General features: G+C 70.7%; 20 protein-coding genes and 2 pseudogenes. 7 read left to right on the plus strand and 15 right to left on the minus strand.

Annotated elements, in window-relative coordinates; genetic code table 11:
* Window positions 1–11 precede the first annotated feature (11 nt).
* A pseudogene (locus AR3_RS32855) lies at window positions 12–98 on the plus strand (DUF2510 domain-containing protein); the annotation flags it as partial.
* 27 nt (window positions 99–125) lie between these two features.
* Window positions 126–1,115 (plus strand): M48 family metalloprotease, encoded by a 990-nt coding sequence (locus tag AR3_RS30195; RefSeq protein WP_227022977.1) that lies wholly within the window; start codon window positions 126–128, stop codon window positions 1,113–1,115.
* 25 nt (window positions 1,116–1,140) lie between these two features.
* Here the strand turns inward: AR3_RS30195 and AR3_RS32860 are convergent.
* From AR3_RS32860 to AR3_RS02725, 4 genes and pseudogenes are all read right to left on the minus strand, one after another.
* Window positions 1,141–1,236: pseudogene (locus AR3_RS32860) on the minus strand (DUF397 domain-containing protein); the annotation flags it as partial.
* Window positions 1,237–1,291: 55 nt separating this feature from the next.
* Window positions 1,292–1,627: a DUF397 domain-containing protein gene (locus tag AR3_RS32760; RefSeq protein ID WP_313819566.1), complete on the minus strand. Its 336-nt coding sequence runs from the start codon at window positions 1,625–1,627 to the stop codon at window positions 1,292–1,294.
* A 14-nt stretch (window positions 1,628–1,641) separates the two neighbouring features.
* Window positions 1,642–1,851 (minus strand): DUF397 domain-containing protein, encoded by a 210-nt coding sequence (locus AR3_RS02720; protein WP_067907895.1) that lies wholly within the window; start codon window positions 1,849–1,851, stop codon window positions 1,642–1,644.
* Window positions 1,852–1,865: 14 nt separating this feature from the next.
* Window positions 1,866–2,726, minus strand: a complete 861-nt coding sequence (locus AR3_RS02725; RefSeq protein WP_067907786.1) for a helix-turn-helix domain-containing protein — start codon at window positions 2,724–2,726, stop codon at window positions 1,866–1,868.
* 178 nt (window positions 2,727–2,904) lie between these two features.
* On the opposite strand from AR3_RS02725, the gene AR3_RS02730 reads away from it, so the two are divergent.
* Together AR3_RS02730 and AR3_RS02735 are read left to right on the plus strand one after the other, a co-directional pair.
* Window positions 2,905–3,690: an ATP-binding protein gene (locus AR3_RS02730; RefSeq protein WP_067907789.1), complete on the plus strand. Its 786-nt coding sequence runs from the start codon at window positions 2,905–2,907 to the stop codon at window positions 3,688–3,690.
* Complete coding sequence (locus tag AR3_RS02735) at window positions 3,677–3,904, plus strand: helix-turn-helix domain-containing protein (RefSeq protein WP_067907792.1); 228 nt, start codon at window positions 3,677–3,679, stop codon at window positions 3,902–3,904. The genes AR3_RS02730 and AR3_RS02735 overlap by 14 nt, the downstream gene beginning before the upstream one ends.
* Window positions 3,905–3,930: 26 nt before the next feature.
* Here the strand turns inward: AR3_RS02735 and AR3_RS02740 are convergent, their stop codons facing one another.
* The 5 genes from AR3_RS02740 to AR3_RS02755 form a co-directional block, all read right to left on the minus strand.
* Window positions 3,931–4,605 (minus strand): TIGR04222 domain-containing membrane protein, encoded by a 675-nt coding sequence (locus AR3_RS02740; RefSeq protein WP_146150155.1) that lies wholly within the window; start codon window positions 4,603–4,605, stop codon window positions 3,931–3,933.
* 1,199 nt (window positions 4,606–5,804) lie between these two features.
* Entirely contained in the window at window positions 5,805–6,251 is a 447-nt protein-coding gene (locus AR3_RS30205) for a hypothetical protein (RefSeq protein WP_146150154.1), read from the minus strand.
* A gap of 14 nt (window positions 6,252–6,265) precedes the next feature.
* Entirely contained in the window at window positions 6,266–6,709 is a 444-nt protein-coding gene (locus AR3_RS02745) for a hypothetical protein (RefSeq protein WP_067907798.1), read from the minus strand.
* A gap of 2 nt (window positions 6,710–6,711) precedes the next feature.
* The gene (locus AR3_RS30210) at window positions 6,712–7,662 is read right to left on the minus strand and encodes a hypothetical protein (protein WP_146150153.1); all 951 of its coding nucleotides are present in this window, start codon (window positions 7,660–7,662) and stop codon (window positions 6,712–6,714) included.
* Between the two features lie 698 nt (window positions 7,663–8,360).
* On the minus strand, window positions 8,361–10,499 hold the full coding sequence (locus AR3_RS02755) for a hypothetical protein (RefSeq protein WP_146150152.1): 2,139 nt from the start codon (window positions 10,497–10,499) through the stop codon (window positions 8,361–8,363).
* A gap of 190 nt (window positions 10,500–10,689) precedes the next feature.
* On the opposite strand from AR3_RS02755, the gene AR3_RS02760 reads away from it, so the two are divergent.
* Window positions 10,690–13,557, plus strand: a complete 2,868-nt coding sequence (locus AR3_RS02760; RefSeq protein WP_067907807.1) for an ATP-binding protein — start codon at window positions 10,690–10,692, stop codon at window positions 13,555–13,557.
* A gap of 52 nt (window positions 13,558–13,609) precedes the next feature.
* On the opposite strand, the gene AR3_RS02765 is transcribed toward AR3_RS02760, so the two are convergent.
* The 6 genes from AR3_RS02765 to AR3_RS02790 form a co-directional block, all read right to left on the minus strand.
* Complete coding sequence (locus tag AR3_RS02765; protein WP_067907810.1) at window positions 13,610–16,183, minus strand: bifunctional FO biosynthesis protein CofGH; 2,574 nt, start codon at window positions 16,181–16,183, stop codon at window positions 13,610–13,612.
* A 135-nt stretch (window positions 16,184–16,318) separates the two neighbouring features.
* Window positions 16,319–17,305, minus strand: coding sequence for a LysR family transcriptional regulator (locus AR3_RS02770; protein WP_067907813.1), 987 nt, complete (start codon window positions 17,303–17,305; stop codon window positions 16,319–16,321).
* Between the two features lie 373 nt (window positions 17,306–17,678).
* A complete protein-coding gene (locus AR3_RS02775) occupies window positions 17,679–18,593 on the minus strand; it encodes a DNA-3-methyladenine glycosylase family protein (RefSeq protein WP_313819567.1) in 915 nt (304 codons plus the stop codon).
* 57 nt (window positions 18,594–18,650) lie between these two features.
* Window positions 18,651–19,718 (minus strand): mannose-1-phosphate guanylyltransferase, encoded by a 1,068-nt coding sequence (locus tag AR3_RS02780; RefSeq protein WP_067907819.1) that lies wholly within the window; start codon window positions 19,716–19,718, stop codon window positions 18,651–18,653.
* A 146-nt stretch (window positions 19,719–19,864) separates the two neighbouring features.
* Complete coding sequence (locus tag AR3_RS02785; RefSeq protein ID WP_106258090.1) at window positions 19,865–21,025, minus strand: glycosyltransferase family 4 protein; 1,161 nt, start codon at window positions 21,023–21,025, stop codon at window positions 19,865–19,867.
* A gap of 98 nt (window positions 21,026–21,123) precedes the next feature.
* Window positions 21,124–21,828, minus strand: a complete 705-nt coding sequence (locus tag AR3_RS02790; RefSeq protein ID WP_067907822.1) for a class I SAM-dependent methyltransferase — start codon at window positions 21,826–21,828, stop codon at window positions 21,124–21,126.
* A gap of 152 nt (window positions 21,829–21,980) precedes the next feature.
* On the opposite strand from AR3_RS02790, the gene AR3_RS02795 reads away from it, so the two are divergent.
* A complete protein-coding gene (locus AR3_RS02795; RefSeq protein ID WP_227022927.1) occupies window positions 21,981–23,000 on the plus strand; it encodes a lysylphosphatidylglycerol synthase domain-containing protein in 1,020 nt (339 codons plus the stop codon).
* 2 nt (window positions 23,001–23,002) lie between these two features.
* Complete coding sequence (trxA, locus tag AR3_RS02800; protein ID WP_067907900.1) at window positions 23,003–23,326, plus strand: thioredoxin; 324 nt, start codon at window positions 23,003–23,005, stop codon at window positions 23,324–23,326.
* Window positions 23,327–23,358: the final 32 nt, after the last annotated feature.

Here is a 23,358-nt window from a genome sequence, read left to right on the forward strand (position 1 = left end):
GGCAGGGCTCGGTGAGCGCACCACCGGGGTGGTACCCCGATCCGCAATGGATGGGGCGCGAACGCTACTGGGACGGACAAGGCTGGACGGACCAGTCACGCCCGTGGACCGGCAAGGCGAAGGCCATGACGGAACACGTGACCGTGCCCGCCCGGCGCCTCCCCTCGCGCAAGGCCCTGGCCCGAGGCCGTCCGGACCGCTCCCCGCAGCGGACGGCGACGGCGCCGAGCCGCACTCCCCACCAGCCGACGCCCGCCGCACCCGCCGCGCCCCACCGGACCTGGTGGCCCACCACGGTGACCGTCCTCGCCGCGCTGTCGCTGCTCGCCAGCGAACTGGCGATCGTCGGCCCGCTCGCCTACGTGGCGCACCGGGCCTGGCCGGTCTGGGGCGCGGCGGTGCCGTTCGCCGCGTGGTGCGCACTCGCGCTGCTCACCTTCCTGCCGCCGGCCCGGAACCTCGCCGCCCGCGCCTGCGGGTGCCGTCCCGCCACCGGCCCCGAACGCGCTCGGCTGGACTGGACGTGGCGCCAGGTCGTGCGCCGCGCCGGGCTGCGTTCGTATCCGCTCATGGTGGCCGATTCCGAGGAGCTGAACGCCTGCACGCCGGTCCCGGGGATCGTGGCGGTCACCACCCATTCCGCGGGCTCGCTGTCCACGGCGCATCTCCAGGCGGTCTTGGCACACGAACTGGGTCACAAGCGCGGCCCGCAGGCCCTGCCCGCGTTCGTCACCGCCCATCTCGCCGTGCCCAGCAGGGCGCTACGGTGGACGCTGCGAGCGCTCTGGTCGCCGATCGTCCCCCTGTGGAAACGAGCGGTCGCCTGGCACCGCCCGATCGGCTTCCTCATGGTCTTCCTGCTCGCCGCCGTCGCCACCGCGGTCACCGTCGCCGCGGCCCTACCGGCGGCCGCCGCTTACGCCGCAGCGGCCCTCACCCGGCTCGCCGCCCCGCATCTCGAAGCCCAAGCGGACGCCTTCGCCGCACGCCTCGGCCTGGGCCCCGACCTGCTGGCCGCGATCGAAGACCACATCGAAAGCCGCCACCAGGCTTCGGGGTCGCTGCCGCTCCCCCTCGTCCAACGCGCCCACCACCTACGCCGCGTCCTGGCGTAACACCCTCAACGCAAAACACCAGCTTCGAGCCCGGCGGGTTCCTGGAGCCGCGGACGGCGAGACCAGCACGCATGCGCACGACCTCGACACATGCGTTGTCGCCACAGCTGTAGCTGCCCAGACCCCCTCAGGGCTGAGCGAACTTCGCCTCCAAGGGCACGACTCGCTCCACCTGACTACAGGTCGTACCTGCCCCGCCGCACACTCTCAGCGAACCTGGCGAACTCTTGGCGGCTCAACGTCAGTTTCGGCCCCGACGGGTTCTTGGAGTCACGGACGGCGACACCTACACGCATGCGCGCAACCTCGACGCAGTCCTCACCGCTCCCCGTGCTCCGACTGGCCTTGCGCCATAGCTCCGCAGGCAAAGAGACAAGGGCGAACTCGACGCATTCAACGCCAGTCCCCTGACTGCGTTCAGCCTTCCGCCAGACCACACATGACGAGCCAGCGAGTCTCCAAGAGCTACCAGGGACCGGCCCTTCCCCCGCCGCCCGCGCTCCCAACGGCACGACGTTCAGGCTGTCTACAGGTCGTACCTACCTTGACGCACGGCCTCAGCGAACCGGACGACCTCGTCTCGTCCGAACACCAACATCGGCCCGAAGGCGTCCTTGGAGTCACGGATCGCGATGCCATGACGCATGCGAGCGACCTCGACACATGCGTTGCCGCTACCGCTGTAGCTGCTCTTCCGCCAGACTGCGGCCTTCAGCTCAGGGACGCGTTCGTACATGACAGGATGCACCTCTAATCTCCGGCGGCGGCATCGATCAACGCCACCGACTCCTCGGGGCTGAGCGCCATCTCACAGAGCTCCTCAAAGGCGAGGGTACAGCGTTTGATCTCCTCCGGGCTCTCAAGGTAAACGTCGCCGTAGATTCCCTCGGTGTAGACCACGTCTGGATCGGACTCTTCTGGGAAGCTCAGCACGATGAACAGCCCCTCGAGGCCAGCGTGAGCGCCCACTGCGAACGGGAGTACCTGAAGGGTGACGTTGGGACGCCTGGCCTCTTTAGACAGATGACGCAGTTGATCTTTCATCAGGTCCCAGCCGCCAATCGGCCGACGTAGGATCGCCTCATCGAGGACCGCGTGAAGATGTGGCGGCTCTGGCTCCCTACGCAACAAGGTCTGGCGCGCCATCCTGGCCATGACCCGTCGCCGGAGTTCATGCTCGTCAACGTGGGGCCTTCCTGCCCTGATGACCTCACGAGCGTAGTCCTGCGTCTGCAGCAGCCCTGGAACGATCTGAGGCTCCCACTCTCGGATGAGTGACGCTTCGTCCTCCAGCGCCACATAGCTGCCAGTGAAGACGTCGGCGTAGTTGGTCCACCAACCACGCCGCTCTGCTTCTCGTGTGAGGGTGAGCAGCGCATCTCGCTCGGGGCTGGTGATGCCATAGAGGGTGAGCATCACCTCGACGTCCTCTACACCGGGTTTCGTCCGACCGTTCTCAATATGGCTTATTTTGGGCTGACTCCAGCCCAGCCGAGCTGCCGCTTGCACGGCAGTGAGCCCGGCTCGCTGACGGGCCTCCTTCAGACTCCTCGCCAAGCGGCGGGCACGCACCGAGGGCGCGTACGTCAGGGCTGACTTCGTTGCTGCCATCGGGAGGATCCTCTCTCTTCATCGACAGAGCGCACACATATGGCCACACATGGCCACCGAATCTGAATCATTCATGCTGTCGATGAATATTCATGGCTACTATGACTCCGTATCGACACGCTCACAGAGCGTAGCGAGAGCATCTCGAGCGACGTCCCACTCACACGGAGGCGCTCCCATGAGTGACAACCCCCTCCACCTTGCTCACGGAGGCGCATGCGCCTGGCGGCTCTCGGCGGACGCCGGCTGCGCCGCCCAGGCCCGGTCGGCGCTGGGCTCAGTGATGAAGACGCTTCGGTTCCCGGCGTCCAGCATCGACGACGGGACGCTCGCGGTGAGCGAGCTGGCCACCAACGCGCTCTGGCACGCGACGAATCCCTATGCGACCGGCACAGAGGCCCCCAGTCGGCTCACCGCCCCGGAGCTGTGGACCTGGGCCCGCATCGCCCCGCAGCCCGAACTCGTGGTCGCCGTGTTCGACGCCGTCCCGGAGTTGACACCACAGCTGCGGGCCGAAGACGTGATGAGCCCGCAAGGCAGAGGACTCGGCATCGTTCAAGCCCTCACGTCAGCCTGGGGCTGGCGGCGTTCGCGGTCACGCCTTGCCTCGCGGCCGATCTGCGGAAAGGCGGTGTGGTTCTCCCTGCCGCTGCCCTCCACTTGGCCGCGACCGCCCCATCGCATCCCGCCGACCGTTGCCGCCCAGCATTTGACAGCGCACCTCGCCCATCGAGGGATCACCGCCGATCGGTGCAGCGACGCGACCGGCATCTCCGTCGTCACCACCCGCGTGCTCAACATCTGGGTGTGTCACGAGGCGTTCTCGTGGACCGGCGGCGACGGCACCCATCACCGCCATCCGCTCATCGACCTGCAGGAGACCACCGAGCACGTACTCCACGCCATCGACCGGTCTCGGCACCCGACCACTCGTGGCGAAGGGGCATGCGGTGTCACAGCGTGACAACGACAGCCAGCCGCCGGAGCTGTTGAAGACCAGCGAAGTCGCACGGCTGCTGGGCGTTTCAAGATCGACCGTGTTGTCCTGGGCCTACCGTGGCCTGCTCTCCTATGCCCGCACTCCGAGCGGCCAGCTGCGTTTCCATAGGCAGCAGGTCGAGACGATCCGCGCGGCCACGACCACACCACCCGTCACGCCGGACGAGATCGAAAACTAGGACTGCAGGTCACGAACGTGCACTGGTCACCACCATGAATCTGACGCATCGAACCCGCCGAAGGAACGGTATGGCGGGCTGTACTGATGCGCCGGATCCGGTTCACCGCGGACGAGGCCCAGCTTCAATGGCTTGACGTTGACCGGGGGCTCCCACTTATGCGTCTCGAAGATCTTCCGCAGCTCAACATCGAGGATCGCTGATGCGCCGGAAATCGCAACGCGCTCCAGCGCGTCCGTGGTGTATCCCCGTGCGGCCTCCTCCTTGACGCGCCTGCCGGCGCGCACACGCCGCCAGTGCCACACCGCAGCGAACCGCGAGGTGGGGAGCAGGCGTCGTTCTCGCAGTCGTTCAACGATCTCCTGCACAGCGTCGGACTCAGCGACCAAGCGCATGGTGAACCCCAGCACTCGCCCCACGTCGGGAACCGCAGCGAGAACAGCCGACTCGACCGCTTCATGGGCCTCCGCCCGCACCGTGTGGACGCGGTGCCGATCCGAGGTGATCCGCACTCGGCCGTCGCGGCACAGCGCGACCAGCGCGACCATGGCCACCCGCTCGCCCCCGCCGCACAGGTAGGCCAGCTCGTAGCGGTCGAGTTCCAGCCTCTCCACCGGATCACCTCCGCTTCCAGCCGACTGCTCGGTCATGCCGAAGTGCAAGGCCACACCGATCCCCTGACGAGCCGGAATGTCATGCACTCATGCCCGACCTGGTGCCAGTAGGACGCAGCCGCTCCTCGACTGGTTGCAGAGATGAAGGTCGACCTATTTCGCTACTAGGCGTCATCAAGGTAACGGACAGACCGAAACATGAGCTGCGCCCGCGCTCGTCTACGCCAGCCGAATGACCGTCAGCCAAAGGATGCAGGCTGATCGCTCATCCTTCATCGATCCCCGATCGCACCACTATCGGCCTGCCGATTACGTTGTTCTTCAGGGACGAGTTCTTCATATGACTCGAGGAGATCTTCATCCCCTGGACGGAGCTCGAACCTGACCCTATTATCCCCCGGATAAGGGTTGCGGTGATCGAACCCCCCTGGCCAAATATCGGAGGGTATACGCTCCGGGAAGGCCGCACAGTAACGTATGGATACCGTGTCCGGCGACTGGCCATCATGCTCAGGGTTCAGACGTTCTCGCAGGTGGACGCACGCATCGCAGATGGTCACCGGCCTGGCCCGTACCACAGAGCCACCTCCTCAAGAGCACAGTAGGCACGCGATCGACTTCACGCCTGCTTCTACGATCCATCACCCTCGCAACAATGCACGACAAGGCAGATCTTCTGACGCTAGACAATAGCCTGTAGGGGCCCTTTTCTACGGGGATCGCTGCCTGAACGACAGTCAGCCGTTGATGCCGAACTGCGTGCCTCGATCGAACAACTACTGCCCAAGCCGGTTACGACGCTCTTCAGGGACCAGCCTTTCATATGACTCTAGGCGCCGTTCAGAGCCTGGCCGGAGCTCGAACCTGATCCCGCCGTCTCCAGGATAAGGCCTGCGATGGTCGAATCCTTCCTTCCAAATATCGGAAGGTATGCCATCGGGAAAGGCAGCGCAGTAATCTATGAACACCGTTTCCGGTGACTGGCCATCATGCTCGGGATTGAATCGCTGTCGCAGGCGGGCGCACGCATCGCATATCGTCACCGGCTTGGCCTGCCTCACAGAGCCATCACCTCGAGACGCACACGATGGACTTCACGTCTGCTTCTACAACCCATCAGCGCGGCAATGTCCCACGACAGGGCAGAGCTTCTGGCGACAGACATAGCCTGTTGGGACCCCCTTCTTCACGGGATCGCAGTTGCTTCCGGCGTCATCCGGCACATTAGCTCAATCCCCACGAACTCCGTATAAAGGAGCATTCACGTCCGGATCCGTGGGCTTGGCTCACTGCCACTGATTGGCCACCTTTTGAGCCGATTCCAGAAGCTCGTCCAACGCAGAGTCATCCATATTGGCGTCAGAAACCAATGCCATCAGCATCACGAGTTCGGCATGCACCTTTGCTTTGTCACCTGCCTTGTCGAGCACCTCACTGTTGACCTCATCACCCAGTGCGCGACACATCAGGCTTTCAGCCACCCGAGCATCTATCAGACTGGCTTGTTCGCCAAGTGAAGCTCGCACGCTGGCCACGTACCGAATCACCTTGTCGACCGACCAGGTCGGCGAAAATTTCCTGCGAACCAGCAGGGCGAACGCGGCCCAGATTAGCGACTCGTGCCCTTCGGCACGCCCGGACGCAAGTAGCCTCTCGTGCACCGGAATCCATACTTCTGGGTCCCCGGAAAGATAGGACCGCAATGCCTTGACGTGCTCATCGGTCACTTGCATGCGCGGCCCATCAATCAAGGATTACTGAGCCAGCCGTCAGCCGTCTTTCGCGCTTCAGCGAGAAACTCGTCCAGCGCCGCACCATCGAGTTCCTCATCGAGAACCAACGCGGTAAGCACCCACAGTTGAGTGCTGATCACGGTTTCGTCGTCGAGGTCTGCATTCACCTCATCACCGAGTGCGGCTCGTATCATGAGCTCGGCAGCAGTCGGGTCGATCTCCGTTCCGCGCTCGTCAAAACGTGCGCGCACCTCGCCGACATATTCCACCACATCGGCGTTGTTGAGCTGCCCGGAGAATCGCCGATCGACTGCCTCGAAGAATGCGGCTGCGATCAGAGCTGTATAGCCCTTGGCGGCAGCTTCCCGATCCAGCTGAGACCACAGACGCTCGTATTCTTCGAAGTCCCCTGCCAGATGGGCGCGAAGGACCGCAACCTCCTGGTCGGTGACAGCCATCTTTATCCAACCTTTCTACTACGCACTTTCTTTCGGACCCATCGGATACCTTCACCGGCCAGCACACCCGCAACCAGAGCTGAGGTCACCACGTTCGCAGCATCAAGCCCTAGATGGGGTGCAGACACTATGTGATCGCCAGTCCGCACCTCAGTCTTGCCCGTCGGGGGGCGCCCCTTGAGCATGTCCTGAATCTTGCCAGCCGTCTTTCCGGCGCGATCGACCAGTCGTTCGCCTTCTCGATGGAAGGCCCTGCGGAATGCGTCACTTCTGGATTGTTTGTCATTCTCCGACTTCGCGATCCGGTCCCCCGTTCGGTCAGTCGGGTCTGGGACCTGATCGCCGACCTCTCCCCAACCGCCATATGCTCCGACGGGGTCGAGGTACTCCCGAATGGGGCGGCCGTCGACCTTGAGTTCGATGCGCCTGGGAGCATCGTTCGACGCCGGAGGCTGCTCAGAGCCGCGTTCGTTTTCTGTTGTTGCGGGTTCGGGGCGTTGGGCGTCCGGCTCGGTGAGCGGGGTCGGCTCGTCCTCGGATTCCGGCGCGTCGGCGTCGCCGACTGGCGGCTTCGCATCCGCGTGTTGAGCGGGATCTTCGGCTGCGTCATCGGGTCCAGTCTTGCCTGGATCGATGACGTCGCGCGACTGGTCCGACACATTAGTGTTGGACTCGCCCACGTTGCTGGGCGGCTGGTCGGCCTTGGGCTTCGCCGGTTCGGCGGCGGAAGGCGGCGAGTCACTGGCGGCGACGGGTTGCGGGGTTGGCTGGTCTGTGGGGCCGCTTGTCTTCGCCGCGGTGTCGGCGTTCGCGGCTTCCTTGGGCGCGGGTTGGGGCTTGTCAGCGGCCGCAGGGGCGTCAGGTGACGGCTGCTGATCGGCGGGAGCTGTGCTGGAGGGGGCGTCACCAGCGGCGCGAGGCTCCTTGGCGGGCTCGGCCGGGTCGTCGAACACGCCGCTGGTGGCCTGGGCTGGACGGCTGGTGGCGTCGTCCGCGCGCGGGGTGCGGTCTGGTGCGGGCTCAGTCCGTTCCGCCTTCTCCGTGGGGCGTCCGGTCTCCTTGGAGGGGGACGCTGTGCCTTCGGTGAACTCGCGGGCGCGTGGGGTCTCCTTCGACCGCTGGTCCTGCTCGGGCTTGCCCGCTTCGGCACGTGGTGCTGATGCGGCGGCGTCCTTGGACGCACGGCGCGGGCCTTTAGAAGCGTCCGTTGTCTCTGGCGATTGCTTGCCCTCGTCCTCGCGTTCGGGCCGAGAGGTGGTGGCGTCCTGAGGGCGGCTGGCGGCCTCTCGGGACGCTCGTCGTGGGCTGAAATCAACAGGGGCCGACGCCTTTGGCGGTGCCGTGGCCGGTGCGTCCTGGGGACGGGCCGCGGCCTCGCGGGAGGCGTGGCGCGGGGTCAACTCGGTTGACGTAGTGACGCGCAGGTCCGTACTAGTCGGCTTGCCCTGTGGAGCACTACTCGGCTTGTCGGACGGCTTCGTAGCGCTCTTCTCCGGCGGCGCCTGGGCGGCGGCGCGGCTCTCGGCCCGTGATGGCCGGCCTGGGGCGCCTGGCCTGTCGGGTGGGATCGGCGGGGGCTTCTCCGGGGTTCGGGGCTTGTCCGCCGTCTCGGTACGGGTGTCGGGAGTGTTGGTGTGCTCGACGGCCATCCTCATTCCTTTCCGCCGAACAGAGGCGGGGGGCCTTGGCGGGGCGGGGTGGGCCCCGACGGTCGGCGGCGCGAAGGCGGCGAGACCCGGGGGTGCTGGGTGAAGGGTTCCTCGCGGGGGCCGGTGTGGTAGCCGGGGGGCGGGCCCGGGTCCTGTGGGAGGGGCGGACGAGGCGTCGGTGCGGCGGGCGGGCTCAGCCACTGGGGCGCCGCGTCGGCCGCGGAGTCCTGCGGAGTGGTGCTCACGCGGTCGAGGGTGATGATGGCGGGGTCGCATTCGACGGGCGTGAGGGTGCGGCCGCCGCCGGGATCGGACTCGACCAGGAGGAGGGCGTGGTCGGGCAGGTGCTGGAGGGCGACGGGTTCGACGGCGTACTCGTAGACGCGTTGGATGCTGTCGGAGTCGCTCCAGTTGGTGCCCGTCGCGTAGGCGTAGGCGGCCGACCAGTTGCGTGAGGTGGACACGGAGCGGCTCTCCGAGTCGCTGGTGCTGCGTGAGCGGCTCCGGTTGCCGCCGGAGCTGCGCGAGGTGGAGCCCTCGGGGAAGAGTCCGCCGCCGGTGTAGGAGGCTCCGGAGGAGTGGGACGTGCCCCAGCTGGTGGACGTGCCGGTGGTGTGGCTCGTGCCGTACGTCTCGCCGTCGCTTTCGCCGGTGGTGTCGGTCAGCGTGTGAGACTCGTTGCCGCCGACGTTCTTGGTGATCTGGGACAGGACGAAGCGGTGGTCGCGGCCGATGAAGTCGGCCGCGCGGGTGGCGTCCTCGTGGTTGCCCAGGCGCATGAACGCGACGGCGCCGCCGCCGATGAGTTCCGCGGACGTGTCGCGCAGGCGGCGGAACATGAACGTGAGGGGCACCCCGCGGCGTTCACACGCGTCCGACAGCCGCTCCAGGTGGCGGCGGGCCAGTTCGTCCGCGCCCGCGACGACGAGGGCGGGCGCGGAGGCGTCGGACGCGGTGATGCGGTGGGTGACCCACTGGACGATCAGGTCGGTCAGCAGTTCGGCGCGGACGTTGCGGGCCTGGCTGTCCAGGGCGATGCGGGTGAGGTAGCCGGCCCGAGGGCTGGGATCCGCCGCGGTTCCGAGGTCCTCCAGCGGGTGGATGTAGGACTCGATCCGCGACAGGTTCGCGTGGGCCTGGCGCCGGTACTCCACGCTGAACAGTTCGTTGAGGATGTGGCGGCGTTCGTCTCGGGTGAGGGCGTCGGAGTTCTCGGGCTCCCCCATCAGGACGCGCAGCGCGGCCGCCATCCTGCGGAGGGTGACGTGCTCGCCGAGCGCGTCGCACACCTTGGTGAGGATGCGGTCGTCCATGCTGCGTTCGGAGCGCGGGGCGTCCGGTGTGCCGCCGTGCATGGATTCGACGATGGCGTCGACCAGGTCGCGGGGCGGGAGTCCGGACAGGAGGGTGGACGACGCCTGGCCGCTGGGGAGAAGTTGCGTGTCCACGTCCAGTCCGGCCTGTTCGGCGAGGGCGACCAGTTCGTCGCTGACCAGTTCGCGGGACAGGTCGAGCACCAGCAGCGGCTGGGCGGCCAGGGCGGACGTGCCGTAGGTGGTGAGCAGCGCCTCCCACGACCAGAGCGTGCCGCCGAACACGTCCAGGCGGCGCGACGGGCGGGGCACCGGGTTCCATTCGGGACGGGCGTCGGCGCGGGCGTGCTCCGCGGCCTCGTGCGCCTGTTTGCGGTCCTGCCACTGCCGGAGTTCGGCCTGATAGCGGCCGGTGGTCTGCCGGTAGGCCAGCTCGTACGCCTGGCGCGCCTGGTCTCGGTGGCGGACGGCGGAGAGGGTGAGCGCCGATCCGGGGGCGGCCACCGACAGCGCCAGCAGCGCCACGCCGACGGGGACGGCGGCGCCGGACGACGCGGCGGCCGTGCCGGCGGCGAGCAGGGCCAGCAGCGCGGCGGAGGTCAGGGTGAACGGGAGGGTGCGGCGCAGCCGGCGGTGCGCCAGCTGCTCCGTTTCGGTGACGCGTCGTTCGAGGTAGGCGGGCAGGCGCCGTTCCTGCGGCGGGGGTTCGGAAAAAGGCCGGACGGACGCGCGTCTGTCCCGGAACACCCAGCCCAGACGGGGCTCGGGATTGAACAGCAGGGTGCGGCGGGCGAGCAACTCTTGTTGATCGATCGGTGCGCCGGTCACCTCGCTGCGCCCCCGTTTCCCGCTCTCCCGTCTCGATCTTCCTCCGGCCAGCGGAGCGATTGCCGCAAACAACCCAAGCAGATTGACAGGGATCTTGTCACCACGTCTGTTCGGAATCGGGGGTTCACATTGGGTTTCTTGCTCAATAGCCTGACCTGGCTCGTCACGGTGAGGGAGGATCCAGGCTGCGATGACCGGGCGCTCGGTGTGGGATGTGGTGTCGGCCGTGCCGGTGTGCCGCCTGCTGGAGGTGCCGCGGCGGTCCCGCGAGGAGCCCGGGACGGACGGGCGGGACGAGTGGCGCGAGCAGCGGATGGCGGCGCTGGTGTCGGCCTACCACTCGGGCGGCGGCGCGGTGCTGGTCGGGTGGCGGCGGGCGCAGGCGTTCGGGCCGACGGAGGTGTTCGTCGGCGGGGACGCTCTGATCACTGACGGCGGGGACGGTTCGGTGATGCTGAGCCTGCCGGCGGGCGGGCGCGGCGCGCCGCTGCCGGACGGGGCGGTCGCGGACGCGATGGGCGCCTTCCCGCACTGGGTGCGGATCGGCGGCATCGCGGACGGGCTGCTGGCGGATCCCGCCGGGCCGGGCGCGGACGAGGCGCGGCCGTCGTTGGAGGAAGGGCTGCTGTCGGTGTGGACGCGGCCGTTCGCGTGGCTGTTGGTCGCCGAGCCGGTGGGGCCGGAGGACGCGGCGCGGCTCGCCGACGACGTGGCCGATCGGCAGCAGCACGCCCGGTCGATGGCGGAGCTGTCGCCGGAGAACGCGGTGGCGGCCGACCGGCTGGAGCGGCGGCACCGCGAACTGCGGCAGGCCGCGACGTCGGGGCTGTGGCGGGTGCATCTGATGGCCGGGGCGTCGTCCCCGCAGGAGGCCGCACAGGTGGCGGCGTTGCTGTGCGCGTCGGCCGATCTGGACCGGCTTCCTTATGCGCTGGTCCCTGAGCCCTCAATCGGTGAGGCGGCGTTTCCGTTCGAGGCGAGCACGCAATTGGTGGCGGCGCTCGCGCGTCCTCCGATTCGGGAGGTCGCGGGGGTGCGCTTTGTCATGCGCCCGGAATTCGACGTGACGCCCGAATCCACGCCCGATCCGGCGGCCTCGGTGCGTCTGGGGCAGGTTTTGGACCGCAATCGCCGCGAGGTCGGTCCGCTGGTGGTGCCATTGTCGAGTTTGAACAGGCACACGTTCGTGTGCGGCGCCACCGGGGGCGGCAAGTCGCAGACCGTGCGGGCGCTGCTGACGGCCGTGAGCCAGGCCGGGCTGCCCTGGCTGGTGGTCGAGCCCGCCAAGGCCGAGTACCGGTTGATGGCGGCGCGTCTCGCCGGCACGGCGGAGGTCGTGGCGATCCGGCCCGGGGACGCGGAGGCGATCGCGGCGGGCATCAACCCGCTGGAGCCCGCGATCGGGCCCGACGGGCGGCCGTTCCCCCTGCAGACGCATGCCGACCTGGTGCGCGCGCTGTTCTTGGCGGCGTTCGAGGCCGACGAGCCGTTCCCCCAGGTGCTGTCGGCGGCGCTGACGCGCTGCTACGAGCAGCTCGGCTGGGATCTGGCGTTGGGCGAGCCGGTCGTCCCGGGGACGCGGCCGCGTTACCCGACGCTCGCCGACCTGCAGGCCGTCGCGGAGCAGGTGGTGGACGAGATCGGCTACGGTCAGGAGATCACCGACAACGTGCGGGGGTTCATCCGGGTGCGGCTGTCGAGTCTGCGGCTCGGCACCACCGGGCGGTTCTTCGAGGGCGGCCATCCGATCGACTTCGACCGGCTCCTGGCGCGCAACGTGGTGCTGGAGATCGAGGACGTGGGGGACGACCGCGACAAGGCGTTCCTCATGGGGACGGTGCTGGTCCGTCTGGTGGAGCATCTGCGGCTGCGGCAGCGCCATGACGGCGGCGCGGGCGGGGGGCTGCGGCATTTGAGCGTCTTCGAGGAGGCGCACCGGCTGCTGCGCCGCAGCGAGGAGGCGGGCCCCGCCTCGCACGCGGTGGAGACGTTCGCCAGCCTGCTGGCCGAGATCCGCGCCTACGGGGAGGGGCTGATCGTGGCCGAGCAGATCCCGTCCAAGCTCGTCCCCGACGTCATCAAGAACACCGCCGTCAAGATCGTGCATCGGCTGCCCGCCAAGGACGACCGGGACGCGGTCGGCGCCACGATGAACATCACCGACGCCCAGTCGCAGTTCCTGGTAACGCTGACTCCCGGGGAAGGCGCGGTGTTCACCGACGGCATGGACTTCCCGCACCTGGTCCGCATGCCGGACGGCACCCGGATCGAGAACTCCGTCCCGGCCTCCACGGCGTCGCCGGCTGTGCTCGTAAACCCCCGCAGCGGCACGTGCGGGCCTGACTGCCAGGGCTCCCCCTGCACGCTGCGGGACATGCGTGCGGCGCAGCGCCTGTTGAGCGAACACCCCGAGTATGTGCTGTGGGCGGAGCTGGCGGCCGCTGCCCACCTGACCGGCTGGGGCGCTCCGGTGCCGGACGACGCGATCGTGCATCCGCTGCGGGAGTTGCCCGCGCGCGTGCGCGACTGCGCGATCTCCCACGCGGTGGACGCCGCCGTCGCCGCTCGTTCCACGGCGATCCCGCCGACGTGCGATCCGGGAGGCTTCGCCGACCACCTGGCGGAAGTGTTGCGCGCACGCCTCGACGGCAAGGTCGTGTGCGTGGGAGAAGAGCCCCAGTACTTCGCGACCCCGTACCGGTGGTGCGTGGTCGTGGAGGAGCTTCATGGCGCCTATCAACAGGCGCCGGACGCCGGGCGGCATCCGCGAAGCGACGAGTGGGAGGCCGCGTACGGGCGGGCCATCCCCGGTGCCACGCTCGCCGAGCAGTTCACGCACGTCAACGCCTGGTGGAACCGCGACCAGCGCGACCTGGACACCCGCGGCGCCGCCCTCTGGGGCACGGCCGCGCCGTCGGCGATCGAGTCCGCCGTGGGCGCCCGCCGCGACGACGGCGACTGGGCCGAGCGGCTGCGGGAGGCCACGGCCGCGTTGGGCAACGTCGACGGCCTGCTCGGCTCGTATCTGCCGCCGCAGCCCGAGGACGCCGAGGGATGACCGGTGCGGCTGGACGGCGAGTGAGCGCCGTCCAGCCGCGGGTCGTCCTCGTTCAGGCCTGCACGAGGGGCAGTTGCGTACGGCCGGCGGACTTGCCGAAGTGGCCGACGCCGTCGGTGCGGCGGGCCGCCTGGATCCGCTCTTCGGGCACCTCGCCGTAGAGGGTGGTGCGTTGGCGGGCGGGGCGGCCCGCCCGGGCGGCGATGGCCTCCAGCGAGCTGATCGTCTTGAAGGAGCCGTTCTCCGACCCGGCCATGCGGCTGATGGTCTCCTCCATCAGGGTGCCGCCCAGGTCGTTGACGCCGCCCTGCAGGACGCGCGCGCACAGCTCGTCGCCCAGCTTCACCCAGGACGTCTGGATGTTGGGGATGGCGCCGTGCAGCAGGATGCGGGCGAGGGCGTGCACCGCGATGTTCTCCCGGACGGTGGGGCCCGGGCGGGCGAGGCCCGCCAGGTAGATCGGCGCGTTGTGGTGCACGAACGGCAGCAGCACGAACTCGGTGAACCCGCCGGTGCGCTCCTGGATGGAACGCAGCAGCTTGATGTGGGCCACCCAGTGCGCGGGCGTGTCGACGTGCCCGTACATCATCGTGGACGTCGTCGGCAGGCCGATCTCGTGGGCGGTGGTGACGACCTCGATCCACTGGTCGGTGGGCAGCTTGCCCTTGGTGAGCACCCAGCGGACGTCGTCGTCCAGGATCTCGGCGGCGGTGCCGGGCAGCGAGTCGACCCCGGCGGCCTTGGCCTCCTGCAGCCACTCGCGGATGGACATGTCGGTGCGGGCCGCGCCGTTGACGACCTCCATCGGGCTGTAGGCGTGCAGGTGGATGTCGGGGGCGCGGCGCTTGACCTCGCGGGCGAGGTCGAAGTACGCGGTGCCGGGCAGGTCGGGGTGGATGCCGCCCTGCATGCAGATCTCGGTGGCGCCCGCCTCCCAGGCCTGGTCGACCCGGTCGCCGACCTGTTCCAGCGACAGCGTGTAGGCGTCGGCGTCGGTGCGGCGCTGGGCGAACGCGCAGAACCGGCAGCCGGTGTAGCAGACGTTGGTGAAGTTGATGTTGCGGGTGACGACGTAGGTGACGTCGTCGCCGACCGCGTCGCGCCGCAGGTCGTCGGCGATCTTCTGGAGCGCGTCCAGTTCGGGGCCGTCGGCGTGCAGGAGGGCGAGGGCCTCGTCGTCGGAGAGCCCGGCGGGGTTCTTCTCGGCGGCGGCGAGCGCGGCCTTGACGTCGGCGTCGAAGCGGCGCGGGGCGTGCACGCGGTCGCGCAGCGCGTCCCAGTCGCCGTAGACGGAGTCGAAGTCCTCGCGGCGGTCGCTCGTGCGGCCGACGGTGTCGATCTCCACGTGCAGGTCGGTGCGGCCGGACGCGTCCAGCCCGCCGTCGGGCTCCTGCCAGGGGCGGCCCACCGGCACGGCGTCCTCGCGGGCCAGGCCCGTCGCGGGGTCGGCCAGCGCGGCGACGTGGGCGCGCAGCCGCGGGTCGAGCCAGGGCTCGCCGCGCTTGAGGTACTCGGGGTAGATGGTGAGGCGTTCGCGCAGCTGGAAGCCCGCGGCCGCGGTCTTGGCGGCCAGCTCGTCGATCTGCGGCCAGGGGCGTTCGGGGTTGACGTGGTCGGGCGTGAGCGGCGACACGCCGCCCCAGTCGTCGATGCCGGCGCGCAGCATGAGCGCGTACTGGTCGTCCACCAGGTTCGGCGGGGCCTGGATGCGGGCCTTGGGGCCGAGCACGAGCCGGGCGACGGCGATGGTGGCCGCGAGCTCCTCCAGCTCGGCGTCCGGCGTGTCGCGCATCTTGGTGTCGGGCTTGGCGCGGAAGTTCTGGACGATCACCTCCTGGATCGCCCCGTACTCGCGCATCGTCCGGCGGATCGCGAAGATCGCGTCGGCGCGTTCGGCGGGGGTCTCGCCGATGCCGATGAGGATGCCCGTGGTGAACGGCACGTTGGTGCGGCCGGCGTCCTCCAGCACGCGCAGCCGCACGGCCGGGTCCTTGTCCGGGGAGCCGAAGTGCGGCCCGCCCCGCTCGGTGAACAGGCGGGTCGCGGTGGTCTCCAGCATCATGCCCATGGACGGCGCGACCGGCTTGAGCCGCTGGAAGTCGCGCCAGCTCAGCACGCCCGGGTTGAGGTGCGGCAGCAGCCCGGTCTCCTCCAGCACCCGGATCGCCATCGCCCGGACGTAGGAGAGCGTGTCGTCGTAGCCGTGCGCGTCCAGCCACTCGCGGGCCTGGCGCCAGCGGTCCTCGGGCCGGTCGCCGAGGGTGAACAGGGCCTCCTTGCAGCCGAGCGCGGCGCCCCGGCGGGCGATCTCCAGCACCTCGTCGGGGCTGAGGTACGGCGCGTCCAGCCGGTGCGGCACGGTGGCGAACGTGCAGTAGCCGCAGCGGTCCCGGCACAGGCGGGTGAGCGGGATGAAGACCTTGCGGCTGTAGGTGATGATCCCGGGTCGCCCGGCGGCGGCCAGGCCGGCGTCGCGGATCCGGGAGGCGTGGTCGAGCAGGGCGTCGAGCTGCGCGCCGCGGGCGTGCAGCAGGGTGGTGGCCTCGTCGAGGTCGAGCGTCTTGCCGTCGCGTGCCCGGGCGAGGGCCCGGCGGAGCGCGGACTCCGTTACAGCACCAGCGTCCATGCCAGGCACTCTATGCCAAACGTCATATTTTGCGGGCATGGGGAGGGGCGGAAACGCATCGACGGTGAAGGGAGCCCCGCGGACCTTCTTCTTATTCCCCGTCGGCGGCCTTTGCGCCCTTTGTCTCGCCCTTTGTTACGCATCCGGGCGCCGGCGGGCCTCAGACTCGGCGCCGGCGTCCGGGACGCCCCGGACGAGCCCGGGACGGCGCGCCACCAGCAGGTCCGCCGAATGCCGCAGCGCCTCCAGGACGGCCCGAACCGAGGGCCGCACGTCCGCGCCGACCCGCGTCCACATCACCATGCGCCGGCTCACCGGGGCGTCGGCGATGTCGCGCACGACGACGTCCTCCTGGTCCTCGGCCAGCGACAGGTCGGGGACGAGCGCCGCCGCGCAGCCCTGCGCGACCAGCGCGAAGACCACCATCAGGTCGTTGGAGCGGTAGCGCACCAGCGGCCGGAACCCGCCCAGCTCCACGCAGGTGCGCTCCAGCAGGTCGGCGTGATTGGTGCCGTGGTGGCCGGTCGCCCACACCTGCTCGGCCAGCTCGGCCATGCGCACCGGGCCGGGCCGGGCCGCCAGCGGGTGCGCGGCCGGCAGCGCGATCCGCATCCGCTCGCTGATCAGCACCTCGGCGGCCAGCTCGGGGCGGCGCGGCCGGGGCAGATGGGTGTACTCGTCGGTCAGCACGAGGTCGATCTCGCGCAGCACCAGCGCCTGCAGCACCCGCACGAACTCCTCGTCGAGCACCTCGACCACCAGGTCGGGGTGCTCGGCGGCCAGGCGCGGCAGCGTGGGGGCGACGACGTGCAGCAGCGCCGTCTGGTACGCCACGGCGCGCACGGTGCCCGCGACGCGGCCGCTGGCGGCGAGGGTCTCCTCCTCGGCGCGCTGCGCCTTCGCCAGCAGCGTCTCGGCGTGCTCGGCGAGCACCTCGCCCGCCTCGGTCAGCCGCAGCCGCCGCCCGGCCCGCTCCACCAGGGGCACGCCCACCTCCCGCTGCAGCTGCGCGAGCTGCTGGGACACCGCGGAGGGGGTGTATCCGAGGGCGGACGCGACCGCGCTGACCGTGCCGCGCAGCTTGAGCTCGCGCAGCACCCGCAGCCGACCGAGATCCAACATCGTGAAGAGATTCTTACATGAATGGTGCAGAAATAGTCGCTGGACCTGAAAGGTGGACGAAGTCAAACTGAAGATGCGTCCGGCAGACGGCGGGGACCCCGCCACCGGAGCCGGAGAGCGGCCGCACCGCACCGCGCGCAGGCGCCGCGACGAGCCCCTGGCCAGGGCCCGCACCGAAGGTCGACCACGCACGCCATAGATCACAGCCGTCGATCACGCACGCCGTCGAAGGGTTCCGCCATGCTCTACATGCTCATCGCCATCGCCGCCCTGGGCCTGGTCGGCCCGTGGCTCGGCGCGGACAGCAGGGACGGGCTCGACTGGGCCCCGAACAACTTCTGGCTGCGCCGCCGGGGGACGACGCCCCCGGACCTCAGAACCTCCGGTAGTCGCGCACGGGCATCCGGGGGCCGCGTCGCGGCCGACCCGCGCCGAACGGCACCAGCAGCCGGGTGACGCGATGCCGATGCCCCGCGTACGGCTCCAGCAGTTCGAGCATCCCCGCGTCGTCCACCTCGCGGCCGATCAGGGCCCGGCCCACCAGCCCGGGCAGGTGGTAGTCGCCGACGGACACCGCGTCGGCGTCGCCCACGGCCCGCTGGCGCACCTCGGCGGCCGTCCACGGCCCGATGCCCGGCAGGGAGCGCAGTCGCCGCTCGCTGGGGTCCTCCTCCAGCCGGGCGGCGACGCGGGCGGCGCCGATGATCGTCCGCGCGCGGACCGGCTCGGCGCCGGAGCGGTGCCACTCCCACGACGGGATCCGGGCCCAGACCTCCGGCGGCGGCGGGACGCGCAGGGGCCCGCCCGGCAGCCCCTCGGTGCCGGGCGCGGGCTCCCCGAACCGCCGCAGCAGGTACCCCCAGGCCCGCCACGCCTCGGCGCCCGGCACCTTCTGCTCCAGCACCGCGGGGACGAGCGCCTCGAACACCCGTCCCGTCCGGCCGATGCGCAGCCCCGGCCGGAGCCGGACCGCCTCCCGCACCACCGGGTCGAGGGGCCGGAAGCCGTCGGCGGGATCGCTCGCACCGAGCAGGTCGGGCACGCCCTCCAGCAGCGCGTCCGCGCCCGGCCCCCACGCGGTGGCCTCGACGACGTCTCCGGAGACGCCGTTCCCGGACGCGTCCCGGCGCATGCGCAGGCGGAGCGTGCCCGGCCCGTCGGGGGTGAATGAGGCGCGCCAGATCGCGCCGTCCGCGTCGACGCGGAACGCCGGGTCGTGCGGTCCGCGCCGGTGCGGGTCCAGCGTCGTCCGCAGGTCCAGCGGCCACGGCGGGCGCCAGTGACGCACCTTTCCAGGCAACGCCCCGGCGGCGCCGCCGGCAAGCGCTCCCTGTCCCATGGCGGCTCAGGCGTCGGTGGAGAACCGCACGGCGGTGGGCGGCAGCTCGATGCCCGGCCAGACCCGCAGGCCGCCGCGCAGCTCGTTGCCCGGCCCGACCACGGCGCCGTCGCCGAGGACGACGCCCTCCAGCACCGCGCCGGGCCCCACCCGCGCGCCGCGGCTGAGCACCGAGTCGCACACCGTCGCGCCCTCGGCCACGACCACCTCGTCCAGCAGGACGCTGCCGGACACGGTGGCGCCCGCCTCCACCACCGCCCCGCGCCCAACGGTGGTGCCGCCCCGCACCACCGCGCCCGGCGACACCACCGCGCCGTCCAGGACGAGCCGCTCGCCCGGCTCGCCCGGCATGGCGGGCGAGGCCAGGCGGCCCAGCACCAGGTCGCAGGAGCCCCGCACGAACGCCTGCGGCGTGCCGACGTCCATCCAGTAGCCGGTCTCGACGTGCCCCATGACCACCGCGCCGGACGCGATCAGCCCGGGGAACGTCTCGCGCTCCACCGACACCACCGTGTCCGCCGGGATCGCGTCGATCGCCGAGCGGCGGAACACGTAGCAGCCGGCGTTGATCCGGTTCGTGACCGGGTTCGGGGTCTTCTCCAGGAACGCGGTGACCCGGCCCTCGTCGTCGGTGGGCACGCATCCGAACCGGGACGGGTCGTCCACCTCCGTCAGGTGCAGCGTGACGGCGGCGCCCGTCTTCTCGTGCAGCTCCACCTGCGCCCGGATGTCGTGCCCGGACAGGATGTCGCCGTTGAGGATCAGCACGGGGTCGTCCGGGCCGCACGTCAGGGCCCGCGCCGCGTTGCGGATCGCCCCGCCCGTGCCGAGCGGCTCCTCCTCGCTGACGTAGACGAGTTCGACGCCGTGGGCGCGCCGCCCGAACGCGGCCTCGAACATCTCCGCGCGGTAGGAGGTGGCGAACACGATCCGCTCGACGCCCGCCGCGTGGGCGCGCGCGAGCTGGTGCGCGAGGAAGGGCACTCCGGCCGTGGGAAGCAGCGGCTTGGGCGTGGAGATTGTCAGCGGTCGCAGCCGGGTGCCCTGGCCCCCGACCAACAGGATGGCTTCCAACAGGCTCCTCTCACGACTGGCCGGGACGCGGGCCCGTCGCGCGCGGCGGCGGCGACGGGACGCGGCCCGGCTCCCACGGCGTCAGGTCCGAGCGAGCCTAGTGGCAATCCCGCGAAAACGGCGAGGTCACGTACCTTTGGGCATATCTAGGGTGCTTCTCCTCCGGCGGAGGAGGCGGCGGCGTACTGCTCCACGGCCCGCCGGTAGGACGCCAGATGGTTTTCGGCGGAGGCCGTCCAGGTGAAGCGGCGGGCGCGTTCGACGGCGGCCTCCCCCAGGGCGCGGCGGCCGGACGGGTCGTCGATCAGCGCGGACAGGGCCGCGGCGATGCCGTCGGCGTCGGGCTCGGTGTAGGCGACGGCGTCCCCGCCGACCTCCGGCAGCGGGCCGCGCCGCGTCGTCAGCACCGCGGCGCCGCAGGCCATGGCCTCCAGGACGGGCAGGCCGAAGCCCTCGCCGCGGCTGGGCAGCGCCACGGCCAGCGCCCCGCCGAAGAAGCCCGGCAGCGCCGACCACGGCAGGTACCCGGGGCGGACGATCTTGAGGTGCGGGGGGACGGCGGCCAGCGCGGCGTCGATCTCGTCGTCCCAGCCGCCGCTGCCCGCCAGCACCAGCGCGGGCGGGTCGTCGCGCCGCGCGCACGCCTTCGCCCAGCCGCGGATCAGGTTCGGCACGTTCTTGCGCGGCTCCAGGGCGCCCAGGTAGGCGATGTACGGGCGGCCGTGCAGGCCGAGCCGGTCGGAGACCCGCTTGGCCTCCTCCTCCGACGGGCGGTGGAACAGCCCGTGGTCGACGCCGTGGTAGGCCACGTCGATGTGGGACGGGTCGGCGTCCAGCATCCGCACCAGCCCGTCGCGGGTGGCGCGGGACGGCGCGATCAGCCGGGTGGCGCGGCGGACGGCGGTGCGGGTCGCCGACTTGACGTAGGTGGCGCGGATCGGGTCGTCGCCCGGCTCGGTGAACAGCGTGACGTCGTGGATGGTGACCACGGTCGGCAGGTCCGCCGCCATGGGCATGGCGTAGGCGGGGACGTGCAGCACGTCGGCCCCCACCTGCCGCGCCAGGTACGGCAGTCCGGTCTGCTCCCAGGCCAGGCGGGACGCGCGGTGCGCCAGCGCGGCCGGCCCGGGCACGACGCGGGCGCCGGGCACCAGGTCGGCGTAGCGGCGTTCGTCGGCGCGCTGGCAGGCCACCGCGAGATCGGCGCCGAGCGCGTGCAGCGCCGCGAGCAGGCCGTCGACGTACCGGCTGAGCGCGCCGCGGTCGGCGGGCACGGCGGTGGCGTCGAGCAGAATCCGATGCGTCACGGGTCCACCCCTATTCCGGTTCGGTGGAAGTGACGGGGATCACTCCTCCCCCGCAAGCCTACGCCCACCGCGGCGGCCGGGCGCGGACCCCGACGTGATCATCGTTTGCGCGCGTGGACCAGCACGATGCTGCCGCGCTCGTTGGGGGCGCGCCGGTCGGCGAGCGCCACGAGCGGCGTCAGCGGGGCGGCGGCGTTGAAGCCCACCCGGCCGCCGTAGGCCGACAGCGACAGGTACAGGCGCTCGGCGGCGGCGGTGCGGAACTGGTAGGAGTGCCGCACCAGGTCCAGGTCGCGCTCGTCCATGAGCTTGCGCAGCGACTCGTGCGTGTAGGTGTGCTGGACGTGGTACTTGGCCTTGTGCGCGTCGCGCAGCTTGGGCCAGGCGTCGGCGCGGCTGAGCACGTCGGCGGACATGAAGATCTCGCCGCCGGGCTTGAGCACCCGCGCCATCTCGTCCAGGGACGTCCCGCCGTCGTCGAAGTGCTCGATCGCGCAGACGGACAGGATCGCGTCGAACGACGCGTCGGCGAACGGCAGGCGCAGGGCGTCGCATTCGATGAGGGCGGGCGCGTCGGCGAGGGTCCGCCCGTACAGCATCTTCTTGCGGGACAGGTCGATCGACACCGCCTGGGCGCCGCGCCGGCGGGCCCGGCCGGCCCAGTAGCCGTCGCCGCCGGCCACGTCCAGGACGCGCTTGCCGCGCAGGTCGCGGCCCATCCAGTCGAGCAGCGTCCCCGCCTCGCGGAACCGGCACACGTGCACCTGGTGCCCCATGAAGGCGACCACATCGGAGAGTTTCATCGTCAGCCCACAATAGGGCGCCTCGCCGATGGCCGGGGGCAGCCAGGAAGAAGATGGCGCGTCTGGGGAACCACCGGAGGGCTTCGCCCCCCGGGGACGCGCCCTCGGTGGGGCGCGTCAGGTCCGCCGTCCAATTCGCCTAGTCTGGGCGGGTGACTGTGAAGGCCGTGGCGATGCGGGCGGTGCGCGTCCTGCTCGTGCTGCTCGCCCTGGGCTTTTGCGCCTACAGCCTCATCAGCCGGTGGGACGAGACGGTACGGGCGTTCCAGCAGATGTCCTGGGCGACGCTGCTGGGCGCGTTCGCGGCGGGCCTCGCCGGGTTGTTCTCCTGGATGGTGGCCTGGCGGGCGCTGCTGGGCGGGCTGGGGTCGCCGTTGCCGCTCGGGGTGGCCTTCCGCATCAACGCCGTGTCCCAGCTCGGCAAGTACGTGCCGGGCAAGGTGTGGGCGCTCGTCACCCAGGTGGAGATGGGACGGGCCTACCAGGTGCCGCGGCTGCGCAACTTCAGTTCCGTGCTGCTGGCGGTGGCGACGACGTGCGCGTGCGGGCTCGCCGTCGCGTCGGTGACGCTTCCGCTGACCTCGCAGGCGGCCCGCGACCGGTACTGGTGGCTGTTCCTGCTCGCGCCGCTGCTGCTGGGCGCGCTGCATCCCCGGATCGTCACCTGGTTCCTGAACACGGCGCTGCGGCTGGTGCGCCGGCCGCCGCTGGAGCACGCGGTCGGCCTGGGCGTGACGCTGCGCGCGGTGGCCTGGACGATGCTGGCGTGGGCGCTGTTCGGCGTGCACACCTGGCTGCTGTGCGCGGCGGTGGGCGGCGAAGGGGCCGGGCTGCCGTTCGCGGCGACGGGCGCGTACGCGCTGGCGTTCGTGACGGGGTTCCTGGTGTTCATCGCGCCGTCCGGCCTGGGCGCCCGCGAGGCGGCGCTGGTGCTGGTGCTGTCGTCCTGGCTGCCCGCCGGGGCGCCGATCGTGGTGGCGATCGCGTCCCGCGTGCTGCTGACCCTCGCCGACCTGGTCAACGCGGGCGCGGCGCTGCTGACCGCCCGCTCGCCGGGCGGCGCGGGAGCGCCCGGCGCGGACCGGCCGGGCCTTCGCCCGCGCGGCGCGGGGCGCGGGAATGCCGCACGCGATGATCGCCTTGTTCCCGGTACGCCGTCGAGTAAGGAGTGAACGTGACCGCTCCCATCACCGTGACCGACGACACCTTCGACGAGAAGGTGCTCAAGAGCGACCTGCCCGTACTGGTCGACTTCTGGGCCGACTGGTGCGGCCCGTGCAAGCAGCTCGCTCCGGTGCTGGACGAGATCGCGCAGGAGTACGCCGGCCGCCTGACCGTCGCCAAGATCGACGCGGACGCCAACCCGCAGACCGGCGCCCGGTACGGCGTGATGAGCCTGCCGACGCTCAACCTCTACAAGAACGGCGAGCTCGTCGAGCAGATCGTCGGCAGCAAGCCCAAGCGGGCGCTCCTCAAGGTCATCGACGAGCACGTGTGAGGCGCGTGCGAGGGCCGCGCCCCCGCTGCCCG

Origin of the sequence: Actinomadura rubrobrunea NBRC 15275 (assembly GCF_001552235.1) — a bacterium.
Lineage (GTDB): Bacteria > Actinomycetota > Actinomycetes > Streptosporangiales > Streptosporangiaceae > Spirillospora > Spirillospora viridilutea.